We start from the raw sequence: 23,755 nt of genomic DNA on the forward strand, positions 1-23,755 counted from the left end.
CCCGGTGGATGGGCCGTGGACGACACGGAGGGACCGAGTTAAGGTCCGAGTGCGGTCGATTGGCCCGGATCTCCTGGCCGGTCTCCGGACTCACGATTGGGCTTGACGCCCAGACGCGACACCTTCCCATGACATGTCACAGTGGCATCAGATCGCGTCTTCGATTCGTTTACCGTTGCGGGGGCAGTGCCGGGTTTGTCTATCCGTTATGGATGACGCACCGGCTTCCCGTTCAACCCTCTGGGCGAAAGAGCGCAGGGGGCACCTGAAGATCGAGCGGGCTATTAACGGTTTTTTTGAGTGGTAGGTCAATGACCAGCGTCGCGTGGAGGATACGTCCGCGCCGGTCGGAAGGGCAGACGCAATACATCCCGGCCATATGCCTGACCGGGATTTTGCGTGCGGAGCCCCGGATGGGGCTCGATACCATGGATGGATCAGTAGTCCATATCGCCCATGCCGCCGGGCATGGCCGGGGCCGACGCCTTCTGGGGCTCGTCGGCGACCATGGCCTCGGTGGTGATCATTAGACCGGCCACGGAGCAGGCGTTCTGCAGGGCGTAACGGGTCACCTTGGTCGGGTCGATGACGCCCATCTCCATCATGTCGCCGAACTCGCTGGTGCCGGCGTTGTAGCCGAAGTTGCCGCTACCCTCGGCAACCTTGCTCAGGATGACCGAGGACTCCTCGCCCGCGTTGGTGACGATCTGACGTAGCGGCTCTTCCATCGCGCGCAGGGCGATGCCGACGCCGACGCTCTGGTCGTCGTTGGCGCCCTTGAGACCCTTGATCGCGGTGAGGGCTCGGACCAGGGCGACACCGCCACCGGGGACGATGCCTTCCTCGACGGCTGCGCGGGTGGCGTGCAGGGCGTCCTCGACGCGAGCCTTCTTCTCCTTCATCTCGATCTCGGTCGCGGCGCCGACCTTGATCACGGCCACGCCGCCGGCCAGCTTGGCCAGACGCTCTTGGAGCTTTTCGCGGTCGTAGTCGGAGCTGGTGTCCTCGACCTGCGCGCGGATCAGCTCGCAGCGCGACTTGATCTGGTCGTGCGAGCCGGCACCGTCGATGATGGTGGTGTCGTCCTTGCCGACCTGGACCGTCTTGGCCTGTCCCAGATCGTTCAGGGTCGCCTTGTCGAGCGACAGACCCACTTCCTCGGAGATGACGGTGCCGCCGGTGAGGATGGCGATGTCTTCGAGCATGGCCTTGCGGCGGTCGCCGAATCCGGGTGCCTTGACGGCGCAGACCTTGAGGATGCCGCGCAGGTTGTTGACCACCAGGGTGGCCAGGGCCTCGCCGTCGATGTCCTCGGCAATGATCAGCAGCGGCTTGCCGGCCTTGGCCACGCCTTCGAGCACGGGCAGCAGATCGCGGATGTTGGAGATCTTCTTGTCGTGCAGGAGGATGTAGGGATCCTCCAGCTCGGCCTTCTGGCCCTGCTGGTTGTTGACGAAGTAGGGCGAGAGATAGCCGCGGTCGAACTGCATGCCCTCGACCAGGTCGAGCTCGTTGGCGAGCGATTTGCCTTCCTCGACGGTGATGACGCCTTCCTTGCCGACCTTCTCCATCGCCTCGGCGATGATGTTGCCGATCGAGTCGTCCGAGTTGGCGGAGATGGTGCCGACCTGGGCGATTTCCTTGTTGGTGGAGCAGGGACGCGAGAGCGCCTTGAGCTCAGCGATGGCGGCCTCGACGGCCAGATCCATGCCGCGCTTGATATCCATCGGGTTCATGCCGGCGGCGACCGACTTGAGTCCCTCACGGACCATGGCCTGAGCCAGAACGGTCGCGGTGGTGGTGCCGTCGCCGGCGATGTCGGAGGTCTTGGAGGCGACCTCTTTGACCATCTGGGCGCCCATGTTCTCGAACTTGTCCTTCAGTTCGATCGCCTTGGCGACCGAGACGCCGTCCTTGGTGATGGTGGGTGCGCCCCAGGACTTCTCGATCACGACGTTGCGGCCCTTGGGACCCAGGGTGACCTTGACGGCGTTGGCGAGGAGATCGACGCCACGCAACATGCGGACGCGGGAGGCTTCGTTGAAAAAGATTTGTTTAGCGGCCATGTGGGCTGAGCCTCGGTAAAGGGAGGTCTAAATCGGTTGGTTCGGGGTGCTGGCGGAGAGTCGGCGTCAGCCGTTACTCGATCACGCCCATGATGTCGTCTTCGCGCATCACCAGCAGCTTCTCATCCGCGACCTTGACCTCGGTTCCGGAATACTTGCCGAAGAGGATTTTGTCGCCGACCTTGACGTCGAGCGGCCGCACGTCGCCATTGGTCAGGATCTTGCCGTTGCCGACGGCGACCACTTCGCCCTGGATCGGCTTCTCGGTGGCCGAATCGGGGATCAGGATGCCTCCAGCGGAGGTGCGTTCTTCTTCGCTGCGACGAATGACGACGCGGTCATGCAAAGGACGGAGGTTCATGTATGACGATCTCCCTCGGGGAATCTCAGTGTCGTGAGTCAGGTTGGTATGGGTTTGTTAGCACTCTCGCTTAGCGAGTGCTAACACTGTAGTGAGAAACGGATCCTTGTCAAGATGTTCGTTAGGCTCGATTGGACGACTGCGTTTGGTTCGAACGGGGGATAGGCCATACACTGCATCGGCTGGCCAGCGCGTCTGACCCGAAAGACGACTCAGGCCGGCGTCCCTAGACCACCAATGTCCTTAAGACCGAGTCGCAGTGATCCCCATCCGAATTCGACGCCTTTGCGATCAAGACCTCTTTGCCCAGATTCGGACCCCCGAGGCCTTTCTGTCGGTGCTGTATGCCAATCGTGGTCTGACCGACCCGACCGAGGCGGCGCGGCTCGGTCTCGGCGATCTGGAGCCAGTGGATAGCCTGCTCGGGCTGGAGCGCGCCGTCGACCTGCTTGCCGATACGATTCGCGAGGGTGGCCACATCCTGATCGTTGGCGACTACGATGCCGACGGTGCTACCGGCAGCGCGGTGGCGGTGCGCGGTCTGCGCATGCTCGGCGCGGCCAAGGTCTCCTATCTGGTACCGAGCCGTTTCGCCAACGGCTATGGCCTGAGCCCAGCGGTGGCCGAGGCGGCCGCGCGCCTGAGCCCGGATCTGATGCTGACGGTCGACAACGGCATCTCCAGCGTCTCCGGGGTGCGGCGCGCGGCCGAGCTCGGCATCCCTGTCCTGGTCACCGATCATCACCTGCCCGGTCAGGCGCTGCCCGAGGCCGCCGCCATCGTCAATCCGAATCAGGTCGGCTGCGTCTTTCCGAGCAAGCACCTGGCGGGGGGCGGGGTGGTCTTCTATCTGCTTGCCGCCACGCGTCGTCATTTACGCGATATCGGCTGGTTCGGGGCGGGGCGGCCCGAGCCCAATCTGGCCGAACTGCTCGATCTGGTGGCGCTCGGTACCGTGGCCGACGTGGTGACACTGGACCGCAACAATCGCATCCTGGTCGAGCAGGGGTTGCGGCGCATTCGGGCCGGGCGCTGCAGCGCCGGGGTCTCGGCGCTGCTCCAGGTGGCCGGACGCGACCCAACTCGGGCCACGGCCGCCGATCTCGGATTCTTCGTCGCACCCCGTCTCAACGCGGCGGGGCGTTTGGAGGAGATGTCCCTGGGCGTGGAGTGTCTGCTGACGGACGATCCTGAGCGGGCCTTGTCCAGCGCTCAGGTGCTCGATGAGCTCAACCGACGGCGTCGCGAGATCGAGGGCGAGATGAAGGATCAGGCCGAGTGTCTGCTGGACCGTCTGAGCCTCGACGGCGAAGCACTGCCGCCGGCGCTTTGTTTGTTCGGCGAGGACTGGCATCAGGGGGTGTCGGGGATTGTCGCGGCCCGCATCCGCGAACGCTATCATCGCCCGGTGATCGCCTTCGCCGACGCGGGCGACGGATGGCTGCGCGGTTCGGCGCGCTCGATCGAAGGTCTGCACATTCGCGATGCCATCGATCGCGTCGATCGCTGTCACCCGGGACTCATCGAGCGCTTCGGTGGCCATGCCATGGCGGCCGGTCTGACCATTCGGCTCGGTCTGCTCGACGCCTTCCGCGCGTCCTTCGTGGAGGTGGTGCGCGAACAGCTCGGCGACGTCCCGCCGCAGCCCGAGATCCTATCGGACGGCGAGCTTCCGGCGCGCCTGCTGACCCTGGAAACGGCCGAGGCACTGCGTCTCGCCGGTCCCTGGGGCAAGGGTTTCCCGGAGCCCAGGTTCGACGGCACCTTCGAGGTGCGGGAGGCGCGCATCGTCGGCGAGCGTCACCTGAAGCTGCGTCTCGCGCCGCCCGATGGCGATCCGCTCGACGCGATCGGATTTCATTTCGGCGATCAGCTCGAACAGGCCCGGGGCCATATTCGCTTGGCCTATCGGCTGGACGTCAACCAGTACCGTGGCGTCCGCTCACCGCAGTTGGTCATGGAATACCTACAGCTGGATTCCTGAGCGCGCGCCTCACTTGAACCGCAAAGAACGCTAACAATGCAAAGGGTTTCGATGGAGAACCAATACGACGACGATCTCAACGATCAGGACGACGACTACGAGGAAGAGGCTCGAGGTCCGAGCAAGAGTCAGCTCAAACGCGAGAAGTTGGCGCTTCAGTCCTTGGCGGAGCGGATGGCGAGCATGCCGCGCTCGGCGTTGGAGCGTCTGAATCTCAGCGAGGACACCTGGGTTGCGCTCGACGAGACGCCGCGCATCAAGGACCATCGCGCGCTCGGCCGCCATTGGAAGCGGATCGCCAACCTCCTGGTGCGCGAGGACATGGAGGCGGTACAGGCGCTCATGGACGGCGCCGAGGCTCGCGAGCGCGAGGCCAATGCGCGTCATCATGCGCTCGAGCGCTGGCGCGAGCGCATGATCGCCGAGGGCGATAGCGCGGTGAACGCCTTCGTCGAGGAGTGTCCGACGGTCGATCGGCAGCAACTTCGGACCTTGGTGCGCAACGCCCAGCGCGACGCCGAGCGCGGCAAGCCGGACGCGCCGCGCAAGCTGTTCCGTTTCCTTCGCGAGACGATTGAAGAGGCCGAGGACTGACGCCTTTCATTCATTGCCCATGAGCGCCCGATATCTCCATGTGCCGTGCGGCAACAGGTTTCATGCATGTGGTTTTCGGTTCGCTTTCGGGCGGGAGACTGAGTGCATGTATACTGCATTTCAGTCGCCCTTTCCCCGCATTGTGTAAAGGGCGCCTGCTTATCGCATTCACGCGAATAGTCTCGAAACCACCTCAACTTGAGAGGCTGTCCTAAATGATGGGTTGGCCGGCGACGTTCTTCGTTCTCATCCTGTTCCTGATTCTGGGAGCACCGAATGCGTCCGCCGCTGTCGAGGTGATGCTGGCGCTGGATCGTTCGCTCAGCATGGCCAGCAACGATCCCGAGCGGAACAGCCTCAAGGGGATCGAGGTTTTCAGCTCCCTGCTCAAGCCCGACGATCGGTTTGGCGTGCTCACCTTTGCCAATACGGCTGAATTGCGGGTGTCAGGCAAGAATATGCCGGGAGGTCGTATCCGGGACGATCTCGACGCCTTCCTGCGTACGGTGAAGATGGATGGAACGCGCACCGATTTCGGTGCGGCCTTGCGTCTCGGTTACGAGACCTATGCACGCCAACCCGCGAAGGCCGGAGTCGATCGATTCCTGGTGCTGTTCACCGATGGGCAACTCAATCTGGGCAACAAACAGGCGCCCCAGGCGGCACGCCAAGCCATCTTCGACGAGATCATCCCGCTCTATCGCGCTGCGCGGATTCGCATTTTCGGCATTGCATTCTCGTCCGAGGCGGACCTGGGTTTTCTCGATCAGCTCGCCGAGGCAACCGGCGGTCAGTCCTTCCGCACCGAGAGGTCCGAGGACCTCTATGCCGCATTCGTGCAGCTGTTCGAACAGGTGGATATCCCGCTGACGATGCCGATCGTCGGCGATGAGATTGTGGTCGACGCGAACGTCCAGGGGCTCGAACTTCTGGTCAAACGTGGTCCGAGCGACGGTCAGATGCGTTTGACCGATCCCAGCAATCGGGAGCTCAAGGCCGGCGACCATCGCCCTGGCGTGGAGTGGCAGAGCTTCGATGATTTCGACCATATCCGAATTCAGAACCCTGAAGCGGGTGCCTGGAAACTCACGACCACGAGCACGGACAAGACGGCCTACATCGAGAGCGATCTGGATGTGGATGCGGATATCCCGCTACGCGTTCAGGGCGGTACGAGGGTGACGGTGACGGCGCTGCTGACGAATCGGGCTCCAGGCAGCGATCCGGCTCTGCTCACAGGGGCGCGTTTGGAAGCCAGGATCTACGATGCGTCGACCTTGAAGCAGCCTCCGGTTTCGTTCGAATCCGTTTCGATGGGCGAGGACGGTCATCGCTATAGAGGCACCTTGCTGTTTGCTTCGACCGGCTATGCGCGCGTCGAGGTAACGGCCCGAGGCCGAGGGTTTCAGCGTACGAAGAACTATCAGGTTCAGGTCGTCGCCTCGGCTCCCGCATCGGACGTCGTTTCAGCGGATGTCGACAGGCTGTCGGCGCACGGGTCAGAGTCGCTCCCGTCGGCGCTGGCGCAACGATCCGCTGCCATGAACCTATTGGTCGTGAATGCGCTCGTCCTGCTCGTCCTCGCGCTGGTCCTCGGAGTCTGGTGGTGGCGTCGCCGCAGTTCGGGGGATCGCGATGAATCCGACCTGGATGTCGGAGTTCGGGACGATGACTGAACAGGATTATTTCTTGATCTACGCACTTGTCGAGTTCTGTGCGGCAACGTTGATCGCGGCCGTCGTGCTCGGCTTCAAATGGTGGCGGCTCTATCGGCGACAGGTGGAGCTGACCCGAACCTGCAAAATGATTGCGCAGCGTATCTCGAAGGAAATCGCCGAGCTCGGTGGCGGACGGGCCGAGGGGGCGGCGCACGGCGACGCTCGTGTGGCCTTTCTCGAATCATTGGCAAAGCCTTTCGAGACGCGAGACATCGCCGACGCGTTGGCGTGGAACCTGGTGTTGGACGATCTCCATCATGTGTTCTATGAGTGGGGCAGAAAGCAGGAAGAGGCGATTCCTCCGACCGATGACGCCGGGTATCGCGTGTCTGGAGAAAAGGGGACCCCTGTTGCGGCGCCGGATCTTCGCGAGTATCTCGGGCTCAACAGGCTGGATTCCGGTATCGACGATCTCTTGGCGCAGTATGAGACGAGTCAGTCGTCATTCAGCGCGAATCGCGGCGACATTGGAACGCTGACGGAGAAGTGCCGGCAGCTGGATAGTGCGAACAGGGAGCTGCGTCTACAGCTGAAGTCGGCCAAGAAATCCGATCTGGGTGCGCCCCTGAATCAGTATCTGGATTCGATCGAACGACAGAATGCCGACTTGATGAATCTGTTGGCCGAGTCGGATCAGCATCAGAATACGCTGGGTCTGGAATTGGAGCGCCTCGCGACGCGAATCCTCAGCCTGAAGTCGACCAATCAGGAGTATCGTAAATTGGTGCAGGAAATTCTGCTTGAGCGCGACAGTTTGGCGGAACAGAAGCGGCAGCTGTTGGTGCAGATCCAGCGGATGAACCGCTCCTATAGCAGTCTGCGCCTCGAGTACTCCAAACTGTATCGTTCCACGCGCTGATCCAGCAGGTACTGAGGGTTCGCCCCTGTCAGATTTTCCGGCAATCGCCCGCTCGGGATCGGCCGAACTCAGTTGAATTTTCCAGATTGCCCGTATAGTTTGCGCCTGCACGGGCCAGCTCGGCCTCGATATCAGGATCACGCCTCGATGACCACATCTGCAGTCACCCACTCCGCCGCCGATGGGCGGCCATCGCTTTCGGTCGTCATTCCCATGTACCAGGAGATCGACAATGTCGAGCCTATGGTGGCACGGGTGCGTCAGGGTCTCGCCGAGTATCGGGGGCCTTGGGAACTGATCTGCGTCGACGACGGTAGCCGCGACGGCACCGGGGAGCGTCTAAGCGAGGTCGCCGAGCGCACCGGGCCGCATCTGCGCGTGATTCGGCTGCGGCGCAACTTCGGTCAGACGGCGGCCATGCAGGCCGGGTTCGACGCCGCGCGCGGCGAGCTGATCGCGACCCTCGACGGCGATCTGCAGAACGACCCGGCCGACATCCCGCGCATGGTCGACGAACTCCTGGAGCGCGACCTGGATCTGCTGCAGGGCTGGCGGCGCCGGCGCCAGGACGATCTGGTGATGCGCAAGATCCCTTCGCGCATCGCCAACAAGCTGATCGGCAAGGTGACCGGCGTGGCCCTGCACGACTACGGCTGCAGCCTCAAGGTCTACCGCGCCGAGGTCATCAAGGAGGTGACCCTGCTCGGCGAGATGCACCGCTTCATCCCGGTCTGGGTGGCCGGCGTGACCGCGCCGCAGCGTATCGGCGAGACCGAGGTCGCCCACCAGGCGCGCCAGTTCGGCGTCTCCAAGTACGGCATCTCGCGCACCTTCCGGGTGGTGCTGGACCTGATCGCCGCCTTCTTCTTCCTGCGTTTCGGATCGCGTCCCGGACACTTCTTCGGCTCGATCGGGATCCTCTTCGGGCTGCTCGGCGGGCTCATGATGACGCACCTGCTGGTGGTCAAGTTCGTGCTGGGCGAGAACATCGGCGATCGGCCGCTGTTGTTCGTCGCCATTCTCCTCCTGGTTACCTCGGTTCAGTTTCTGACCACGGGCGTGCTCTCCGAGCTGCTGACCCGCACCTTCTACGCCTCGGGCGAGCGCACGCATCATCGGATCCGCTGGCAGTCCGATCCGGACGCGGCGGGCTGGAGCGAGGGTGCGTGATGGATTCGGCAACCGACTCGCTCAAGAACGTCGCCGCCTCGGGTATCGCGGCTGGGCGCTTCCAGCGGCTCATGACCTCGCCCTGGCTGCTGATTCTGGTGGTGGCACTGAGCTTCTTCTGGCAGCTCGGAGCCGTCCCGCTTTACGACCTGGACGAGGGTGCCTTCACCGAGGCGACCCGCGAGATGCTGACCAGCGGCGATTACATCACGCCGCACAAGGACGGCGAGCCGCGCTACGACAAGCCGGTGCTCATCTACTGGCTACAGGCGGCGAGCGCCGAGCTGTTCGGATTCGACGAATTTGCGCTGCGACTGCCCTCGGCCATCGCCGCGACGCTCTGGATCGCCGGGCTCTGGTTCTTCGTGCGACGCTGTCTGGATGCCCGGACCGCGACCGTGGCGGGATTGGCGATGGCGCTCTCGCTCCAGGTCTCGCTGATCGCCAAGGCCGCAGTCGCCGACGCGGTGCTGAACCTCTTCATCGCACTGGCCTTCTTCGAGATCTATCGCTATTTCCTGGATCCGGATCCCAAGACCAACCGGGGCTTCGTGCTGCGCGCCTATCTCTGGATGGGGCTCGGCTTCCTGACCAAGGGGCCGGTGGCGGTCTTCTTCCCGCTGGTCGTGAGCTTTCTCTTCTTCCTGTCCGAGATGGGGCACCCCAATGGCGGTCTCAGGCGCTGGTTGCGCGCCGTCTTTTCGCCGCTCGGCTGGCTCGTCTTTCTGGCGGTGGCTGTGCCCTGGTATTTGGCCATCTATCTCGATGATGGCGACGGTTTCTTCCGCAGCTTTTTCTTGCAGCACAACCTGGGGCGATTCGACTCGGCTATGCAGGGTCACAGCGGTTTCCCCGGCTACTATCTGGTGATGCTGCCGATCATCCTGCTGCCCTTCTCGGGTTGGTTTCTGAGCCTGCTGAAGGATCTGCGCAACGCCTGGTCCGATCCGCTCGATCGCTTCCTCTGGATCTGGTTCCTGGTCGTTCTCCTGTTCTTCTCCTTTTCCGGGACCCAGCTGCCGCACTACCTGCTCTACGGCTGCACCCCGCTCTTCATCCTCATGGCCCGATACCGCGAGCGGCTGACCAACCGCTGGCTGGCCTTCGTGCCGCCCATGCTGCTGTTTGCGCTCATGGTGGCGCTTCCCTGGCTGCTGGAGGCGTTCGTCTATGTCGCGGCCAGATTCGATATCACGCTTAAGGCGCATCAGGTCGCGATGATCGGGAGCGGGCGTTTCGCCCTCGATTTCCAGTATGGCGTTGCCGTGCTGGCCGGGCTGGTCGCCCTGTTGCTGCTGTGGGGCTGGTCGCGTCCGGCGCTCTGGGCGCGTCTGGTGTTGGCTGGGGCGATCCAGACCTTGGTGGTCTTCGGCGTGCTGGTGCCCAGGGTGTTCGATGTCATGCAGGTCCCCGTCAAGGAGGCAGGACTGGTTGCCAAGACGCTCGATATGCCGACCGTCGTCTATCGCACCTCGATGCCGAGCTTCAGCGTCTATCGGGATGCGGTAACACCCAGCCGGACACCGGAGGCCGGCGATCTGGTCTTCCTGCGGGTCGACAAGCTCGATCGACTGGCTCGCGATCTACCTGGCCTGAATCAGACGCTCGTCTATCGCCGGGGACCCGTGGCCTTGGTCATGATGGAGGCGATTCAATGAGGTTGGCTTGGTTGAAGAGGTGGCGGGCAGTGCTGATAGTGCCCGTGTCTTGGGGGCGAGTGTGATGGGTGGAATGGCGCGGCGTCTGTCCGCCGAATGGTCCCGGCGGCTGAGGATTGGTATGTCGCGCACGTCCGAGCCGCGATCGGGCGCGAGCGATTGGCTGATCCGTTGGGCGATGGTCTCGGCGCTGGTTGCCATGACGATCGTTCTGATCTGTGGCTATCACGGTGGTTTCATCAGGCTCAACGCCATCGCGGCGGGCTACCCGGACTGGGTCTGGGAGTCTCTGACCAGCTTCGGCAACGAGCGCGTGCTTGCGGCGCTCGCGCTGCTCTTCTCTCTTCGTTATCCGCGGCTCTTTTGGTCGTTGCTGGTGTCGGCCCTGATCGCGGCCCTCTACAGTCGTGGGCTCAAGGACCTGTTGGATCTCCCGCGTCCGCCGGCGATGTTGGAAGAGGGCGTTTTCCATCTGATCGGTCCCGTTCATTCTCGCGCCAGCTTTCCTTCGGGGCACAGCGTGGCGGCGGCGGTCTTCTTCTCGGTGTTGATCTGGCATGCACGCACCTGGCCCTGGCGTTTGTTGGCGACGCTGTTCGTGGTCGCAGTCGGCTTCAGTCGGGTTGCGGTCGGTGTCCATTGGCCGGTGGACGTGGCGGCCGGACTCATGGGCGGTGCGCTTGCGGCCTGGCTGGGGTGCCGCATCGCCCAGCATTGGCCTGGGCCGGCAGAAAATGTTGTGCTGCATCTTGCAGTTGTGACGCTGCTGGCGGTTCTCGCACTGAGTTTGCTGTACGATCCAGGTCAGTATCCGAACGCGGCGCCGATGTTGAGGACCCTAGGTCTGGTCGCCTTCCTCAGTGTGATGATCCAGTACCTCCTACTGCCTTGGCGGTCCCTTCACACACTGGATCGCGACGTCTGATCCGCGTTTGGGCGGGCGCAGCGGTTGCATCCATGGCTCGCTGGTCTCGTCCGTTTGCGGAAATCGAATCCTTTTGGAGAGCCGATAGCATGTCTCTGGCCGAAGAGTACCTCGACTCCTATCAGCGGATGGTCGCGCAAGGCGTGATCTTCTCCTTCGTCGGTTATGTCTCCGAAGGCATCCTTTTCTCGCTGGGCGAAGCGCTCAAGCAAAAGATGCGGCTCGACGCAACCGACGCCAACGTCACCAAGCGGGTCTTCTCGATCTTCGTCGAGCAGGCGCAGAACATCATCCGCTATTCGGCCGAGCGTCTGGAGGACGAGCGAGGATCTCCGAGCGAGCTGAGTTCGGGCATGATTATCGTCGGGCGCGAGCAGGGCCATTTCTTCGTCGCGTGCGGCAACCGGGTGCTGCGCGAGGAGGGGGCGGACCTGATGCGCCGTCTCTCCGAACTCGCGGCGATGGATCGGGATTCCATCAAGTCCTACTATCGGGAGAAGCTGCGCGAGCCGGCCGAGGCGGAGAGCCGTGGGGCCAGCATCGGGCTGATCGAGATCGCCCGACGTTCGAGCCGCCCGATCGAGTTCGGTTTGACCCCGTTTCCCGGTGAGCATGACTTCTTCTGTCTGAAGGCATTCATCTAGGTCATCCCCGAGGTCGTCCAATTAGGATCATCAGTATTTGCCCCGAACCGATGGATATATTTTCCCGTCCCCAAACCGAGCGTTCGCCACTGATCGACTTCGATTTCGCCAATCGGCGATTGCGAATCGAGGGCGAATCCTACCCAGAGGATGCCGCGTCCTTCTTCGGGCCTATGTTCAAAAGCCTGGAGGGCTTTCTGGCTGACGTGTCGGACGAGACACGGTCCGCTCCGATTTCGGTCGACCTGCGCCTGTCCTATTTCAACAGCAGCAGCGCCAAGGCGTTGATGAACCTCTTCCAGATGCTCGAAGAGACCGCGCGGGGCGGTGTCCCGGTTGAGATCTGCTGGAATTACGAAGCGGACGACGAGACCATGCAGGAATTCGGAGAGGACTTCGGTGAGGACATGGAATACGCGCGCTTCAATCTCCGTGTGCTCGATACCGATGTCTCTTGATCCTCTCCAGCACGATAGCGAGGATTCGCGGGCCGACGACGAGGTATTCTCGCTCTATGCCCAGGAAGAGGCCGTCATCCGCCGAGCCGAGGGGATGATCGAGCAGCTCGATATGGTGTCCGACGGGGTCAAAACCCTTGCCGATGCCTACCGGATCGGTTACCGCGAGACGGTGCGTCTGGTCCGCATCAGTGATCGCATGCAACTCGAACTGCACCAGGCGAATCGCATCCTCAGCGCCCAGGCCGAGGATCTCAAACAGCTCAACGATGCCCTGCGCAAAGAGATCAAGAGGCGCGAGCGTCTTGAGCATGAATTGCGGCGCATCGCCTCGATCGATGCGCTGACCGGCGTCCACACCCGTCGTTACGTGCTGGAGTTGGCCGAGTACGAGCAGCGCCGCCTCATGCGTCACGGCAAGGGATTCGTGGTCTTCATGATGGATCTGGATCATTTCAAGCGCATCAACGACCAGTTCGGTCACGCGGCCGGCGATCAGCTGTTGCAGGACTTCGGCCAGCTGTTGCGCTCGAGTCTGCGCAAGAGCGACATTGCCGGACGGTTCGGCGGAGAGGAGTTCCTGGCGTTGCTGCCCGAGACCGATCTCGGCACGGCCGAAGCCGTCGCGGAGCGTCTGTGCGAGCAGACGCGCGCGTTTCGCTCGCCTTGGAAGGAGACGCACCTGCGTATGACGGTCAGCATCGGCTTGGCCGAGGTGGGTGGCGAGGAACCGCTTGAGCGGGCGATTTCCCGCGCCGACCAGGCGCTCTACGAGGCCAAGAGCGCGGGGCGTGACCGTGTCGTTACCTACAGTCCCGCTCCGGCGCGCTAGGATTCGCATGGGAGTGGTCCGTCTCGTCGGCGTGTCGGCGTGTCTGATTGGATGCTGTTTCGCCGGGGCCGAAGAGGCGGCTGAGAAGGTGCCTGTCAGATATCTGGTCGGGGTCGAGAACATCGACTATCGGCCCTTCCAGAACGGCTTGTCCGGTCGCTTCGAGGGATTCGGGCGCGATCTGTTGGATGCCTTCGCCGAAGATGCGGGCATCCAATTCGACTATCTGCCGATGCCGCCATCGCGTCTCTTGGCGAGTCTGCTTCGGGATCGCATCGACTTCAAATACCCTGACGATCCAAGCTGGCGCTCCGAACTGCGCGTCGGCCATGACATCCGCTACAGCCGTCCCATCGTGAGCTATCTGGACGGGACGCTCGTCACTCCCGCGCGGGTCGGCGATCCGATCAGCGAGATTCGGACCTTGGGCGCGGTCATCGGCTTTACCCCCGTCGCTTGGGCGGGCCGCATTGGGGCGGGGCACGTCACGCTGATGGAGAACGCCGACTTCTCCGCGCTCTTTCGGCAGGTGCTGGCCGGCCGATTGGATGGGGCCTATGCCAACATCGCGGTGGCCAAGGCCCAGTCCGCGCGCATCCTGGGCAACGCCGAGGCGCTCGTCTACGATCCCAATCTGCCGCACTTCACCGGTCAATACAGGCTCTCCAGTCGGCATCATGCCGAGATCCTGGCGCGTTTCGACCGCTGGCTCCTGGATAATGCCGAGGAGGTTTCGCGGCTCAAACGTCGCGCTGGGCTGCTCGATCCGCCGGTATCCTCCGATTAGTCGGGCCATCGCATGAAGCCGACGGCATCTCAGTCCAGTGTGCGGCAGGTCGCCTTTAGGTCCGGTCTGACCTTCAAGCAGGCCGGTGTCACTCTGATGGCAGCGCTCCTGCTTGGGTTGTTGGTCGGGGCGCTCCAGCTCTTCGTCGATTGGCGCGCGATGCGCGACGAGACGGCGGGGAATATGCGCAGGCTGCTGGCGCTGGTCGAGGGATCCGCTGCCGAGGCGGCCTATCAGCTCAATCCCGAGCTGGGTCGCCAGTTGGTGCGGGGGCTGTTCGTCTTCGATGCTATCCGCGACGTTCGGTTGAGCGACGACTTCGGCATGATCTTGGCCCAGCAACGCCGGAGCGGGGATCCGGGGGTGGGCGCGGAGCGTTGGGCCTGGCTGTTCGAGGGGGTGACCCGGTATCGTCTGCCGCTGTACTACCGGGTTCCCGGCGGCTCGACCACTCGGGTGGGCGAGCTGCAGGTGGAATTGTCACCGGAGGTTCTGTCCGAGCGCTTTCTGCGCCGAATCACTCGGGAGGCCGTCTTCGGTCTGGCGCGTTCGCTCTTCATCTCGGCTCTGGTGGTCGCGATCTTCTATTTTATGATCACCCGGCCCTTGCTGCGGCTGGCGCGGGGGATTTCGGAGGTGGATCCCGAACGCCCTGGCCGTTGGTCTCCGCCCGATCTGCGCACCCATGCCGACGACGAGCTGGGTCTCCTGAGCGAGCACCTCAAGGTTTTGCTCCATTCCTCGCAACGAGGACTCGATCAACGCGATGAGGCCCAGCGCGCGTTGACCGCGCTCAATCAGCAACTGGAACAGCGTGTGATTGGACGAACAGCGGAATTGGAGCGGGCGCTCGGCGACTTGGAGCGACAGAAAGCCGAGATCGAAGGCGCATTCTCCGAACTGGATCGGACCCATCAATGTTTGGCTCAGGCCAATCACCGGCTTCTGGAGAGTCATCAGTACGCCCGTCGCATCCAGACCTCGATGCTTCCGGATCCGGCCGTTTTAGGCGATGCGGTTCGCGAGATCCATGTCCATTGGGAGCCGCTGCATCAGGTCGGCGGGGACTGGTATTGGATCGAGCGTTGCGGCGATCGCTGTCTCATTTTGTTGGCGGATTGCACCGGTCACGGGGTTCCGGGCGCCTTCATCACCCTGGTGGTGGCTGCGGTGCTGGAGCGTCTGCTGCGCGACGACCGTTTGGCCGAGCCGGGGGCCATCCTCCAGGCACTGGATCGCGATGTCCGCCGCCGTCTGCGTCAGCAGGATCCGAACTCCGAGTCTGACGACGGTCTGGATGCGGCCATCCTGCTGTGGGATGTCGGGCGCCGCCGTCTGCGCTTCGCGAGCGCCGGCGGTATTCCGCTGCTGATGCTTGAGCCGGGCGAGCCGGTTGGCGTGATTCGTGGTTCGCGTGGCCATCTGGGCTATCAGAGCCTATCTGCGCCGGATCGGATCGTCGAGCATGAGATCCAGGTCCGTCCGGGCGCGACCTACTATCTGATGACCGATGGCATCACCGATCAGATGGGCGGGGCACCGCGCCGACTTCTGGGGCGCAGACGGGTCGCCGAATGGCTGGACTCGCACGCAGAACTCAGTCTGGAAGCGCAGGCGAGCGGGCTGTGCCGGATGCTCGCCGAGTATCGTGGATCCGAAGCCCGCCGCGACGACATGACTCTCATCGGCGTGCGACCGCTCTGACGTTTTCGGCAGAGTCCGCAAGGTTTGCCTTCTCGACGGGCGATCCGCATACTGCGCCCACGTGTGCATCTCCCCGCTCGATGCTCGGCCGCCCGGCGAGCCGATCATCCGACGTCATACATGAGTCCTTCGATCATGCTGCCCGAACTCTTGTGGTTGCTCCTGCCCTGGAGCCTGGCTTTCGTCTTCCTCGGTCGAATGCGCGTTTGTCCGCCGGCCCCGGACGCCCTGTGCGGAACGCGCGTGTCGGTGATCGTCCCAGCGCGTAACGAACGCGAGCGCATTCCTCCGCTGCTCGACTCCTTGGCGAGGCAGGACGGTCTGGATTTCGAGCTGATCGTCGTCGATGACAACTCGACCGATGGAACCGGTGATGTGGCGCGTGCGGCTGGAGCCGAGGTCATCGGTGTCACCGAGCTTGAGCCCGGCTGGCTAGGCAAGCCGCATGCCTGCTGGCTGGGTGCGCGGCGCGCGAGCGGCGATCTGCTGGTGTTCCTCGATGCCGACACCGAGTTGGAGCCCGGCGGATTGCGTCGGATCGTCGCCACCCATGCCCGGCATGGCGGACTGGTCTCGGTGCAGCCCTATCACCGCATGAAACGTCCCTATGAGCAGCTCTCGGCGCTCTTCTTCATCATCATGATGGGGAGCATCCGCTCCTTCACCCTGGCGGGCGAGCGGATACGCTCGAACGGTAGCTTCGGTCCCTGCATGGTCTGTTCGCGCGAGGACTATTTCCGCACCGGCGGGCACGGTTTGGTCCGGGCCGAGATCGTCGACGACGTGGCGCTGGCGCGCGAGATGGGGCGGCGCGGTGTCGCGACCCATAATTTCATCGGTCGCGGCACCATCGCTTTTCGCATGTATCCGGGTGGTCTTCCGGATCTCGTCGAGGGCTGGACCAAAAATTTCGCGCGCGGCGCCATCGACACCGATCTGGCGATGCTGGCGATGATGACCGCTTGGATCTCGGGCGGCGTCGCCGCCTTCGATGCGTTGCGTGGCCTGCCCGTCGATGGTCTGTCGAGCTGGGGAATCGCCGGGCTGATCGGCTATGCCGCCTATGCCGCCCAGATCTGGTGGCTGCTGCGACCGCTCGGCAATTTCGCTCTGGTGACCGCCATCGCCTATCCGATCTCGCTGTTCTTCTTCTTCGGCGTCTTCCTGCGCTCGCTCTATCTCACCCTGGTCCGCAACAGCGTGCGCTGGAAGGGGCGCGCGATTTCGGTTCGCTCGGCGAGCTGAGGCCAGTCGCCCGCCGGCCCTAATTCGCGACCTGCTCCAAGGCGCGGGCGAAGGACGAGAGCCCCGAGTTGCCGAGCAGGACGTGGGGTTTGTCCAGCCGCTTGCAGAACCGTTTGGTGCGGTAATAGGCGTTGTGGCTGACGTAGTCGGCGGCGCAGACGATGGCGTCGGCCGAGGCGAGCATGGTCTCCAGTCTGCGGTGGCTATCCTCTAGTCCGCCGTCGTGGTGCTCGAACCGGCCGTTGCAGCTGTTTACCAGCTGACGGTATTGCTCGACCAGGGGTTTGCGTCCGCCGACGCAGAGCACCAGTTGGCCAGCTAGGTCGGCACGACAGGCGCAACTGTCGTTGGGGCATGCCTCGCACTGGTGGTCGAGGTTCAGTGCGAGCAGTCGTTCGAGCGATTCGCGTTCGGCCTCGCGCTCCGCAAGCTGGATCTCGAGCCCGGCGGCGCGTTTTTCGGCGTCGTTCAGTTTCTGGCGCAGGGCGTTGGATGTGCTTAGGGCCTCCTCTAGTCGCGATTGCGCTAGTGCGTGTGCGTCGGAGAGCGCTGCGGTGCGTGCGATCAGGTCCGAGGTCCCGCTTGCTGCCAAGTGTCTCTGAAGCCGTTCGTTCTCCTGTTCGAGTCGGGTACAGTCATCCTGACGGTCGCTCAGCGCGCGCTCCAGATCGCTGATGGTGCGTTCGCGCTGTTCGGTCTGCTGCGCTGTGCGTCGTTGAAAGGTTTCGAATTCGTGACGGACCCGGCTCAACTCGATGCGGGTCTCGCTGAGCCGTTTCAGGTCGGCCCGCTGTCCGGCTCCGATCTGGTGGGAGAGCATGTGGATGTCCTCGTAAGCGAGGACCATGGTCGCCGCATCCGTCTTGGCGTGGGTCATCAGGGCCCAGAGTCCGCTCGTAACCTCGCCGCAGGCGAGGGATTCGGACCAGAGGGCGAGGATGGCCTCCTGATCCTTGGCCTTGCCGTAGCGGCGTACCGCGCTGGCGTATTTCTTGTCGAGCAGTTTCTGCGTTGCCAGCGAGAGTCCGTTGCGCTCCTCGGCGGCCGACACGAACCCAACGTGGATCTCGTAGTCGCTCAGTCGCTCCTTCGTGCTCCAGACGAAACGTTTTCCGATTCGACGCAGCTCTTCGACCGTGAGGCAGGTCCCGATGATGGGACAGTGGTATTTATGGGGGATCTCCCAGAGCTTGCGGCGTGCGGCCTTGACCGGATCCAGCGCCTCCTCGGGCGGGCGGTAGAGTTCGATCGCGCCGGCCGGCTCCGCGAGACCGCTGGTGTCGGCATCGGGGTTGGCCGCCGGTTGGGTGTTCCTGTCACGCGTCCGAAGGTCGTTGGCACCATCCAACGTCGTCGTATGCAGGACCCCTTCTTCGGAGGTATCCAGATGTTCGAGTACTTTGCGCCACGCCTCTCCGTCGATTTCGTTGAGCAGGCGGCGATCGTCGTAGTCGTAGAGCGCTATGCGTTCCGGTGATCGACTGTCCGGGGATTGGGTGACTTCGAGAAAGAAGCGTTGCAGCATGCCGGCGGCTCCGTGGAAATCGGAAGGTCGAGGCGCGATTCGGGGTGGTTCACCGTTTGTTCGCGCCTTGGATGCAAATAGGAATTGTTGCTATTTGGATGCTATGTCGTCGTTCGATCTCTGTCAATCCGGTTGGCGATGGCCGTCAGCTTTCGCTTTGCATTCGTGAGCTTTTGGCGTATGGTGTGCGATTACTAATGCGCCATCCGGTCGGCGCAATCCGTCCGTCGGTTGATTTCCCTCCAAGCAAGGCTCACCCGTCACGCTACCAATCACAGCGCCTAGACCGGCCCAGGGAACCTCTGGGTAGGCCGACCCAGGAGTTTCTATGTCCTTTGCTGAGCTCGGCCTCTCGGCCGAACTGCTGCGTGCCGTTGACACGCAGGGTTATACCCATCCCACCCCCATCCAACTTCAGGCCATCCCCTCCGTTCTCTCGGGCCGAGACGTGCTCGCCGGCGCCCAGACCGGTACCGGAAAAACCGCCGCCTTCACCTTGCCCATGTTGCACCTGCTGAGCGCGGCGCAGTCGAATGGACGCCAGCGTCGCCCTCGCGCACTGGTTCTGACTCCGACCCGCGAGCTCGCGGCACAGGTTGGCGAAAGCGTGCGTCTCTACGGGCAGAATCTGCCGCTGCGCTCGCTCCAGATCTTCGGCGGTGTGGGGATGGGACCGCAGGTCGAGAAGTTGCGTCGTGGCGTCGATATCCTCGTCGCGACCCCGGGGCGCTTGCTCGATCATCAGGGCCAGGGCAATGTGGATCTCGGTGGTATCGAAATCCTGGTTCTGGACGAAGCCGACCGGATGCTGGATATGGGCTTCATCCACGACATCCGCCGCATTCTCAAGTCGCTCCCGAAGCAGCGTCAGAACCTGCTCTTCTCGGCGACCTATTCGCGCGAGATCGAACAGCTCGCCAACGGGTTGCTGAGCAATCCCGCTCGGATCGAGGTTGCGCGACGCAACACGGCCGCCGAAACGGTGTCGCAGCTGGTGCATCCCGTGGCCAAGGATCAGAAGCGCGCCTTGCTGTCGCATCTGATCCATTCCGGTGGCTTGCAGCAGGTGCTGGTCTTCACGCGCACCAAGCATGGTGCCAATCGGCTCGCACAGCAGTTGATCACGGACGGCATCACGGCGGCCGCGATCCATGGCAACAAGAGCCAGGGCGCTCGGACCCGTGCGCTCGCGGATTTCAAGAGCGGTGCCGTGCGCACGCTGGTGGCGACCGATATCGCCGCGCGTGGACTGGACATCGACCGCTTGCCGAACGTCGTCAACTACGAGCTGCCGAACGTGTCCGAGGACTATGTCCATCGGATCGGTCGGACCGGACGCGCGGGTTCAGAGGGTGCCGCCGTGTCCCTGGTTGGACCTGACGAATATGGCCTGCTGGCGGGTATCGAGCGTCTGCTCGGTCGGAAGATCGAAAAGATTGCCGTCGATGGCTTCGAGGTCGGTTCGCCCGCGCCTCGCGACAGTGCGAATCGTCAGGAGAGGGGAAACCAGCGGCGCTCCGGCGGTGAGCCAGGGCAGAGCCGCGCCCATCATGCCCGTTCTCCGTCCGCGCGTCGTAATGCTCCCTCGGGGGATACCGCTGCTCAGACGCCGCGTCATGCCCGTCAGCGGGGCGGGAATAGCAACGGCAATCGTCGCCCGGTGCGTTAGTCCGACCTGCGTCGGCGCTTGCCGGGCAATCCGGTAAGGTAAGGCGGCGCCGAGCACGGGCTCGGCGTCCGATTCGATCGAGCGCTTCGGGTGCTAGTGATATTGCTCGGTGGTGTACTGGCCGGGCTCATGACGACGGTGGCGCGCCAGGCCGCGTGCCTCCAAGATCTGTTTGGCGTCCTTGATCATCGCCGAATTTCCGCACAGCATGACGTGACTGGTTGCCGGGTCGATCGGTTCTCCGAACCGGGCTTCCAGCTGGCCGTCGTTGAGCCGGTCGGTGATACGGCCACATAGATTCAGCTCACAGGCCTCTCGGCTCACCAGCGGGATGAAGGTGAAGCGCCCCTCATGTTGTTTGGCAATCGCGTCCAGAGTTTCGCCGTAGGCGAGGTCGCTCGTCTGGCGCACGCCATGAACCAAGACCACGTGCTCGAAGCGTTTCCAGGGATCCTCCGTGCGCAGGATCGACAGATAGACCCCGAGCGCGGTGCCGGTGGCCAGCAGCCAGAGCGTTTTGGCGGGTTCGACCGTCTCCAGCGTGAAGATGCCGCTGGCCGTCGAGGTCAGCCACAGACTGTCGCCTGGGTTCAGTGCCGAGAGCGGTGGGGTCAGGGGGCCGCTCGGAATCTCGTTGAAATAGATCTCCAGTGGATGCTCTCCAGGCGCGTTGACCAGGGAATAGGGGCGGCCGATCCGCTCTCCCTCGATGTCCAGTGCGACCTTGATGTACTGTCCGGCGACATGGTCCGCGACCGGCGCCTCGAACTGGAGGCTGAAAAGCCCCTCGGCCCATTGATGCTTGCCGACGACCGTCGCCTTTACCCAATCGTTCATATCCTGTCCTACCTCTGATGGATGTCTTTGGAATCCGCGCGCGACTGGCGGATCTCACACAAAATGATCGGTCCGTGTCTGGCCATTGCAATCCCGATCCGCTTGCTTCACCTAAAGAAACCTTGATGCGATATCGGGAAATTGTGGAGGCCGTCATGAAAAACACCCTTTTGATACTCGGCTTGGCCGCCATGTCGACCACGGCAGCTGCCGATGACAAGGGTTGTCCGCCGCTGCTCGATCTGGAGGTGCGGCGTCTTGCTGGCGACGAGCTGGTGAACCTGTGCGATGCCTATCTGGGCAAGGTCATCCTGGTCGTGAACACGGCCAGCAAGTGCGGATTCACCCCTCAGTACGACGGGCTGGAGCGGCTCTATCGCACCTACGGCGAGCGCGGCTTGGTTGTGCTCGGATTTCCGTCCAACGACTTCGCCGGTCAGGAACCTGGGACGGAGCAGGATATCCAGAAATTTTGTCGGCTGACCTACTCGGTCGAGTTCCCCATGTTCGAGAAGGTCAGAGTGAAGCGCGGCAAGGCTGCGCCCCTGTTCGAGCGTCTCGCCGCCGCTGGCGCACCCTATCCGAAATGGAATTTCTACAAGTATCTGATCGACCGCGAGGGCAACTTCGTCGATCATTTCACCAGTATCACCAAACCCGAGAGCAGCAAGGTCGTCAAGGCGATCGAGAAGCTGCTCTGATTGCGTGTCCCCCGTTACGCCGCATAACCTGTTGCGACCGGTCTACGGTATGTCACCCGTATCGATACGGGCCTGGCGTCGGGACATGCAAATAGGGAGACGCGCATGTATCTGACACGAGACGATCTCTACAGCCTCGAAGAATACGCCCAGATTCGCGGCGAGTTTCGCGTCAAGGTGATGGCTCACAAGAAGAGGCGCCAGGTACCGCTTGGCCCCCATGCGACGCTCTATTTCGAAGACCGTCTGACCATGCTGTATCAGATTCAGGAAATGTTGAGGGTCGAGCGGATCTTCGAGGCTGCGGGCATCCAGGACGAGTTGGATGCCTACAATCCGCTGATCCCGGATGGTGGAAACTGGAAGGCGACGCTCATGATCGCGTACCAGGACCCGAACGAGCGGCGCGAGGCACTCGTTCAGCTACGCGGGGTCGAGGACAAGGTCTGGGTGCGGGTCGCCGGCTGCGACAGGGTCTACGCGATCGCCGACGAAGACATGAAGCGCCGGGACAGCGTCAAGACCTCTGCGGTGCATTTTCTGCGCTTCGAGCTGACGCAGTCCATGGTCGATGCAGCCAAGGCCGGGGCGGGGGTGGCTGCCGGCGCCGACCATCCAAGTTGCACCTATCGGGTGGATCTGCCGCATGCGGTGCGCGACTCGCTCGTCGGCGATCTGGTTTGAGGCGTCTGCTGGCCGCCTGCGACACCTGTCGCTGAAAATCCCGATGGCTTTCAAGTCCGCCGTCCCGGCTGCGGTCAGGATATCCATCCGCGTAAGCGTTTTTAATCCTTCAGGATTTGAGTCAGGGCTGCGGCGATGCGCTTGGCGTCCTCCTCGGAGAGCTGGGGCTGATTCGTCCCGGCTCCGGGTTTGATTCCGGCCAATATCTGATCTTCCCGGCGCTTGGCGTCTGCCATGCGTTTCTTGGCTTGCTGTATGGGCGAGAGAGGGGGGCGTTGTGCCATCGGGATTCTCCTTGTTCGGGTTGTCGCTCTGATCGGTCGTTGCTCTGCTTCAGGGGGAACGCTAGGCCGTAGGCTCGCATTCGTCTTCGGTACTGGGGGCGGTCGCATTGCTTCTTGCTATCTTGCTATGCTCCCGCCAGCCCTTCTTCAAGAAGGAAAACATCGATCCTGCGTCATTTGGGTGAAGGTCTCCGGCAATCGTTTGCGGCGATATCGAGAAACATCACCCTACAGGATGCGGTCAGCATGCGAACTGCATCTTTCATGACCCGATGGAGTTCGCCCTCACCGTATCCGATGACAGGAACCTTCTTTCGCGGCAATCGGCTTATTCCTGCTCTTGACAGATTCCTTGTCGATGCTCGATCTGCTGGATGCGCGATTCGAGTTCATTCATGCGTTGCACCATGGCCTCCTGTCTGCAGGTTCCCTCCAGGGTCTGGAGCGCGAGCACGGCGCGCTGGATGACGCTGTCCAGTGACTCGCCAGGGAGTGAGAGGGCTTGCAGTTGGATGATGGTTTCATTACTGAGGTGAAGCACACCCATTTTCGGCGACATGCTGTATCTCTACCGGTTGAAACGAGGCATAAAATTAACGCGTCGGTGGGGTTGCGGTTCGCTATGTACGTCACGTTCCGCGCAATTGATGGCGTCTCTTCATGGGATTCCGCCTTTCTGGCCCAAGATTTTCGTCGGCTGCACGATTCTTTTCGGCAAACTGCGCAAGGATCGCGCTGTGCGCGCGTATTTGGTGGCACTCCCTCTCTGATGAAGCGTCGGCGAGATCGATGGCCCACACAGGATCGACCGAGGTGTGCCAGAGTCGATCGATCATAGAGTCTGTCTCTTTGATCTGCGCTCTGGACCTACGTAGGTTAAGCGTTCATCCTCGACCGTTTCTGAGCGTTGGGATTGACGTCGGATTTGCGATTGGTTTGGGGTGTGAGGGCCGCTTGAGGTTGTGTGGCGCGTTTTTCGTCTCGTTTATGGGGCCAGGCTATCTCTCGCATTGTCGCTCCCGAAGGATCTGTTCAGGGGCGCATTCCGCG

The 23,755-nt window shown here is 62.7% G+C and carries 23 protein-coding genes and 1 riboswitch; of the genes, 16 read left to right on the forward strand and 7 right to left on the reverse strand.

Annotated features, from left to right (window positions below; all coding sequences use genetic code 11):
* Positions 1 to 58 precede the first annotated feature (58 nt).
* Positions 59 to 284, reverse strand: a riboswitch (cobalamin riboswitch).
* Between the two features lie 153 nt (positions 285 to 437).
* Complete coding sequence (gene groL / locus ACFSJC_RS06170) at positions 438 to 2,066, reverse strand: chaperonin GroEL (RefSeq protein ID WP_386024708.1); 1,629 nt, start codon at positions 2,064 to 2,066, stop codon at positions 438 to 440.
* 73 nt (positions 2,067 to 2,139) lie between these two features.
* Positions 2,140 to 2,427: a co-chaperone GroES gene (locus ACFSJC_RS06175; RefSeq protein WP_007041732.1), complete on the reverse strand. Its 288-nt coding sequence runs from the start codon at positions 2,425 to 2,427 to the stop codon at positions 2,140 to 2,142.
* A gap of 259 nt (positions 2,428 to 2,686) precedes the next feature.
* On the opposite strand from ACFSJC_RS06175, the gene recJ reads away from it, so the two are divergent.
* The 13 genes from recJ to ACFSJC_RS06240 all read left to right on the forward strand — a co-directional run bounded on the left by recJ (position 2,687) and on the right by ACFSJC_RS06240 (position 17,005).
* Entirely contained in the window at positions 2,687 to 4,411 is a 1,725-nt protein-coding gene (gene recJ, locus ACFSJC_RS06180; protein ID WP_386024712.1) for a single-stranded-DNA-specific exonuclease RecJ, read from the forward strand.
* Between the two features lie 36 nt (positions 4,412 to 4,447).
* Positions 4,448 to 5,005, forward strand: a complete 558-nt coding sequence (gene yjgA / locus ACFSJC_RS06185; protein WP_386024715.1) for a ribosome biogenesis factor YjgA — start codon at positions 4,448 to 4,450, stop codon at positions 5,003 to 5,005.
* Between the two features lie 215 nt (positions 5,006 to 5,220).
* Positions 5,221 to 6,681 carry a vWA domain-containing protein gene (locus ACFSJC_RS06190; RefSeq protein ID WP_386024718.1) on the forward strand — a complete coding sequence of 487 codons (1,461 nt, stop codon included), beginning with the start codon at positions 5,221 to 5,223 and terminating at the stop codon, positions 6,679 to 6,681.
* A complete protein-coding gene (locus ACFSJC_RS06195) occupies positions 6,674 to 7,582 on the forward strand; it encodes a coiled-coil domain-containing 22 family protein (protein ID WP_386024719.1) in 909 nt (302 codons plus the stop codon). The genes ACFSJC_RS06190 and ACFSJC_RS06195 overlap by 8 nt, the downstream gene beginning before the upstream one ends.
* A gap of 147 nt (positions 7,583 to 7,729) precedes the next feature.
* Positions 7,730 to 8,752 (forward strand): glycosyltransferase family 2 protein, encoded by a 1,023-nt coding sequence (locus ACFSJC_RS06200; protein ID WP_386024722.1) that lies wholly within the window; start codon positions 7,730 to 7,732, stop codon positions 8,750 to 8,752.
* The gene (locus ACFSJC_RS06205; protein ID WP_386024725.1) at positions 8,752 to 10,410 is read left to right on the forward strand and encodes an ArnT family glycosyltransferase; all 1,659 of its coding nucleotides are present in this window, start codon (positions 8,752 to 8,754) and stop codon (positions 10,408 to 10,410) included. The genes ACFSJC_RS06200 and ACFSJC_RS06205 overlap by 1 nt, the downstream gene beginning before the upstream one ends.
* A 121-nt stretch (positions 10,411 to 10,531) precedes the next feature.
* A complete protein-coding gene (locus tag ACFSJC_RS06210; RefSeq protein WP_386024728.1) occupies positions 10,532 to 11,335 on the forward strand; it encodes a phosphatase PAP2 family protein in 804 nt (267 codons plus the stop codon).
* Between the two features lie 89 nt (positions 11,336 to 11,424).
* A complete protein-coding gene (locus tag ACFSJC_RS06215; RefSeq protein ID WP_386024730.1) occupies positions 11,425 to 11,979 on the forward strand; it encodes a SiaB family protein kinase in 555 nt (184 codons plus the stop codon).
* A 50-nt stretch (positions 11,980 to 12,029) separates the two neighbouring features.
* A complete protein-coding gene (locus ACFSJC_RS06220) occupies positions 12,030 to 12,437 on the forward strand; it encodes a DUF1987 domain-containing protein (RefSeq protein ID WP_386024733.1) in 408 nt (135 codons plus the stop codon).
* Positions 12,427 to 13,269, forward strand: coding sequence for a GGDEF domain-containing protein (locus ACFSJC_RS06225; protein ID WP_386024736.1), 843 nt, complete (start codon positions 12,427 to 12,429; stop codon positions 13,267 to 13,269). Before ACFSJC_RS06220 ends, ACFSJC_RS06225 begins: the two co-directional genes overlap by 11 nt.
* An 88-nt stretch (positions 13,270 to 13,357) precedes the next feature.
* Positions 13,358 to 14,056 (forward strand): substrate-binding periplasmic protein, encoded by a 699-nt coding sequence (locus ACFSJC_RS06230; RefSeq protein WP_386024739.1) that lies wholly within the window; start codon positions 13,358 to 13,360, stop codon positions 14,054 to 14,056.
* A 12-nt stretch (positions 14,057 to 14,068) separates the two neighbouring features.
* Positions 14,069 to 15,760, forward strand: a complete 1,692-nt coding sequence (locus tag ACFSJC_RS06235) for a PP2C family protein-serine/threonine phosphatase (RefSeq protein WP_386024742.1) — start codon at positions 14,069 to 14,071, stop codon at positions 15,758 to 15,760.
* 120 nt (positions 15,761 to 15,880) lie between these two features.
* Positions 15,881 to 17,005 carry a glycosyltransferase family 2 protein gene (locus tag ACFSJC_RS06240; RefSeq protein ID WP_386024745.1) on the forward strand — a complete coding sequence of 375 codons (1,125 nt, stop codon included), beginning with the start codon at positions 15,881 to 15,883 and terminating at the stop codon, positions 17,003 to 17,005.
* Between the two features lie 19 nt (positions 17,006 to 17,024).
* Here ACFSJC_RS06240 and ACFSJC_RS06245 read toward each other — a convergent pair whose 3' ends face one another.
* Positions 17,025 to 18,530 (reverse strand): DUF2325 domain-containing protein, encoded by a 1,506-nt coding sequence (locus tag ACFSJC_RS06245; protein ID WP_386024748.1) that lies wholly within the window; start codon positions 18,528 to 18,530, stop codon positions 17,025 to 17,027.
* Between the two features lie 328 nt (positions 18,531 to 18,858).
* On the opposite strand from ACFSJC_RS06245, the gene ACFSJC_RS06250 reads away from it, so the two are divergent.
* Entirely contained in the window at positions 18,859 to 20,199 is a 1,341-nt protein-coding gene (locus tag ACFSJC_RS06250; protein ID WP_386024751.1) for a DEAD/DEAH box helicase, read from the forward strand.
* Positions 20,200 to 20,292: 93 nt separating this feature from the next.
* Here ACFSJC_RS06250 and ACFSJC_RS06255 read toward each other — a convergent pair whose 3' ends face one another.
* Positions 20,293 to 21,036, reverse strand: coding sequence for a ferredoxin--NADP reductase (locus ACFSJC_RS06255; protein ID WP_386024754.1), 744 nt, complete (start codon positions 21,034 to 21,036; stop codon positions 20,293 to 20,295).
* Positions 21,037 to 21,191: 155 nt separating this feature from the next.
* Between ACFSJC_RS06255 and ACFSJC_RS06260 the strand changes: the two genes are divergently transcribed.
* Together ACFSJC_RS06260 and ACFSJC_RS06265 are read left to right on the forward strand one after the other, a co-directional pair.
* A complete protein-coding gene (locus ACFSJC_RS06260; RefSeq protein WP_386024757.1) occupies positions 21,192 to 21,737 on the forward strand; it encodes a glutathione peroxidase in 546 nt (181 codons plus the stop codon).
* 105 nt (positions 21,738 to 21,842) lie between these two features.
* A complete protein-coding gene (locus tag ACFSJC_RS06265; protein WP_386024760.1) occupies positions 21,843 to 22,421 on the forward strand; it encodes a DUF3501 family protein in 579 nt (192 codons plus the stop codon).
* Between the two features lie 101 nt (positions 22,422 to 22,522).
* Here the strand turns inward: ACFSJC_RS06265 and ACFSJC_RS06270 are convergent, their stop codons facing one another.
* The 3 genes from ACFSJC_RS06270 to ACFSJC_RS06280 form a co-directional block, all read right to left on the reverse strand.
* Positions 22,523 to 22,705, reverse strand: coding sequence for a hypothetical protein (locus tag ACFSJC_RS06270; RefSeq protein WP_386024763.1), 183 nt, complete (start codon positions 22,703 to 22,705; stop codon positions 22,523 to 22,525).
* 328 nt (positions 22,706 to 23,033) lie between these two features.
* Positions 23,034 to 23,264, reverse strand: a complete 231-nt coding sequence (locus ACFSJC_RS06275; protein WP_386024766.1) for a hypothetical protein — start codon at positions 23,262 to 23,264, stop codon at positions 23,034 to 23,036.
* A gap of 70 nt (positions 23,265 to 23,334) precedes the next feature.
* The gene (locus ACFSJC_RS06280) at positions 23,335 to 23,541 is read right to left on the reverse strand and encodes a hypothetical protein (protein WP_386024769.1); all 207 of its coding nucleotides are present in this window, start codon (positions 23,539 to 23,541) and stop codon (positions 23,335 to 23,337) included.
* Positions 23,542 to 23,755: the final 214 nt, after the last annotated feature.

Origin of the sequence: Thiorhodococcus fuscus (assembly GCF_042682685.1) — a bacterium.
GTDB classification, from domain to species: domain Bacteria; phylum Pseudomonadota; class Gammaproteobacteria; order Chromatiales; family Chromatiaceae; genus Imhoffiella; species Imhoffiella fuscus.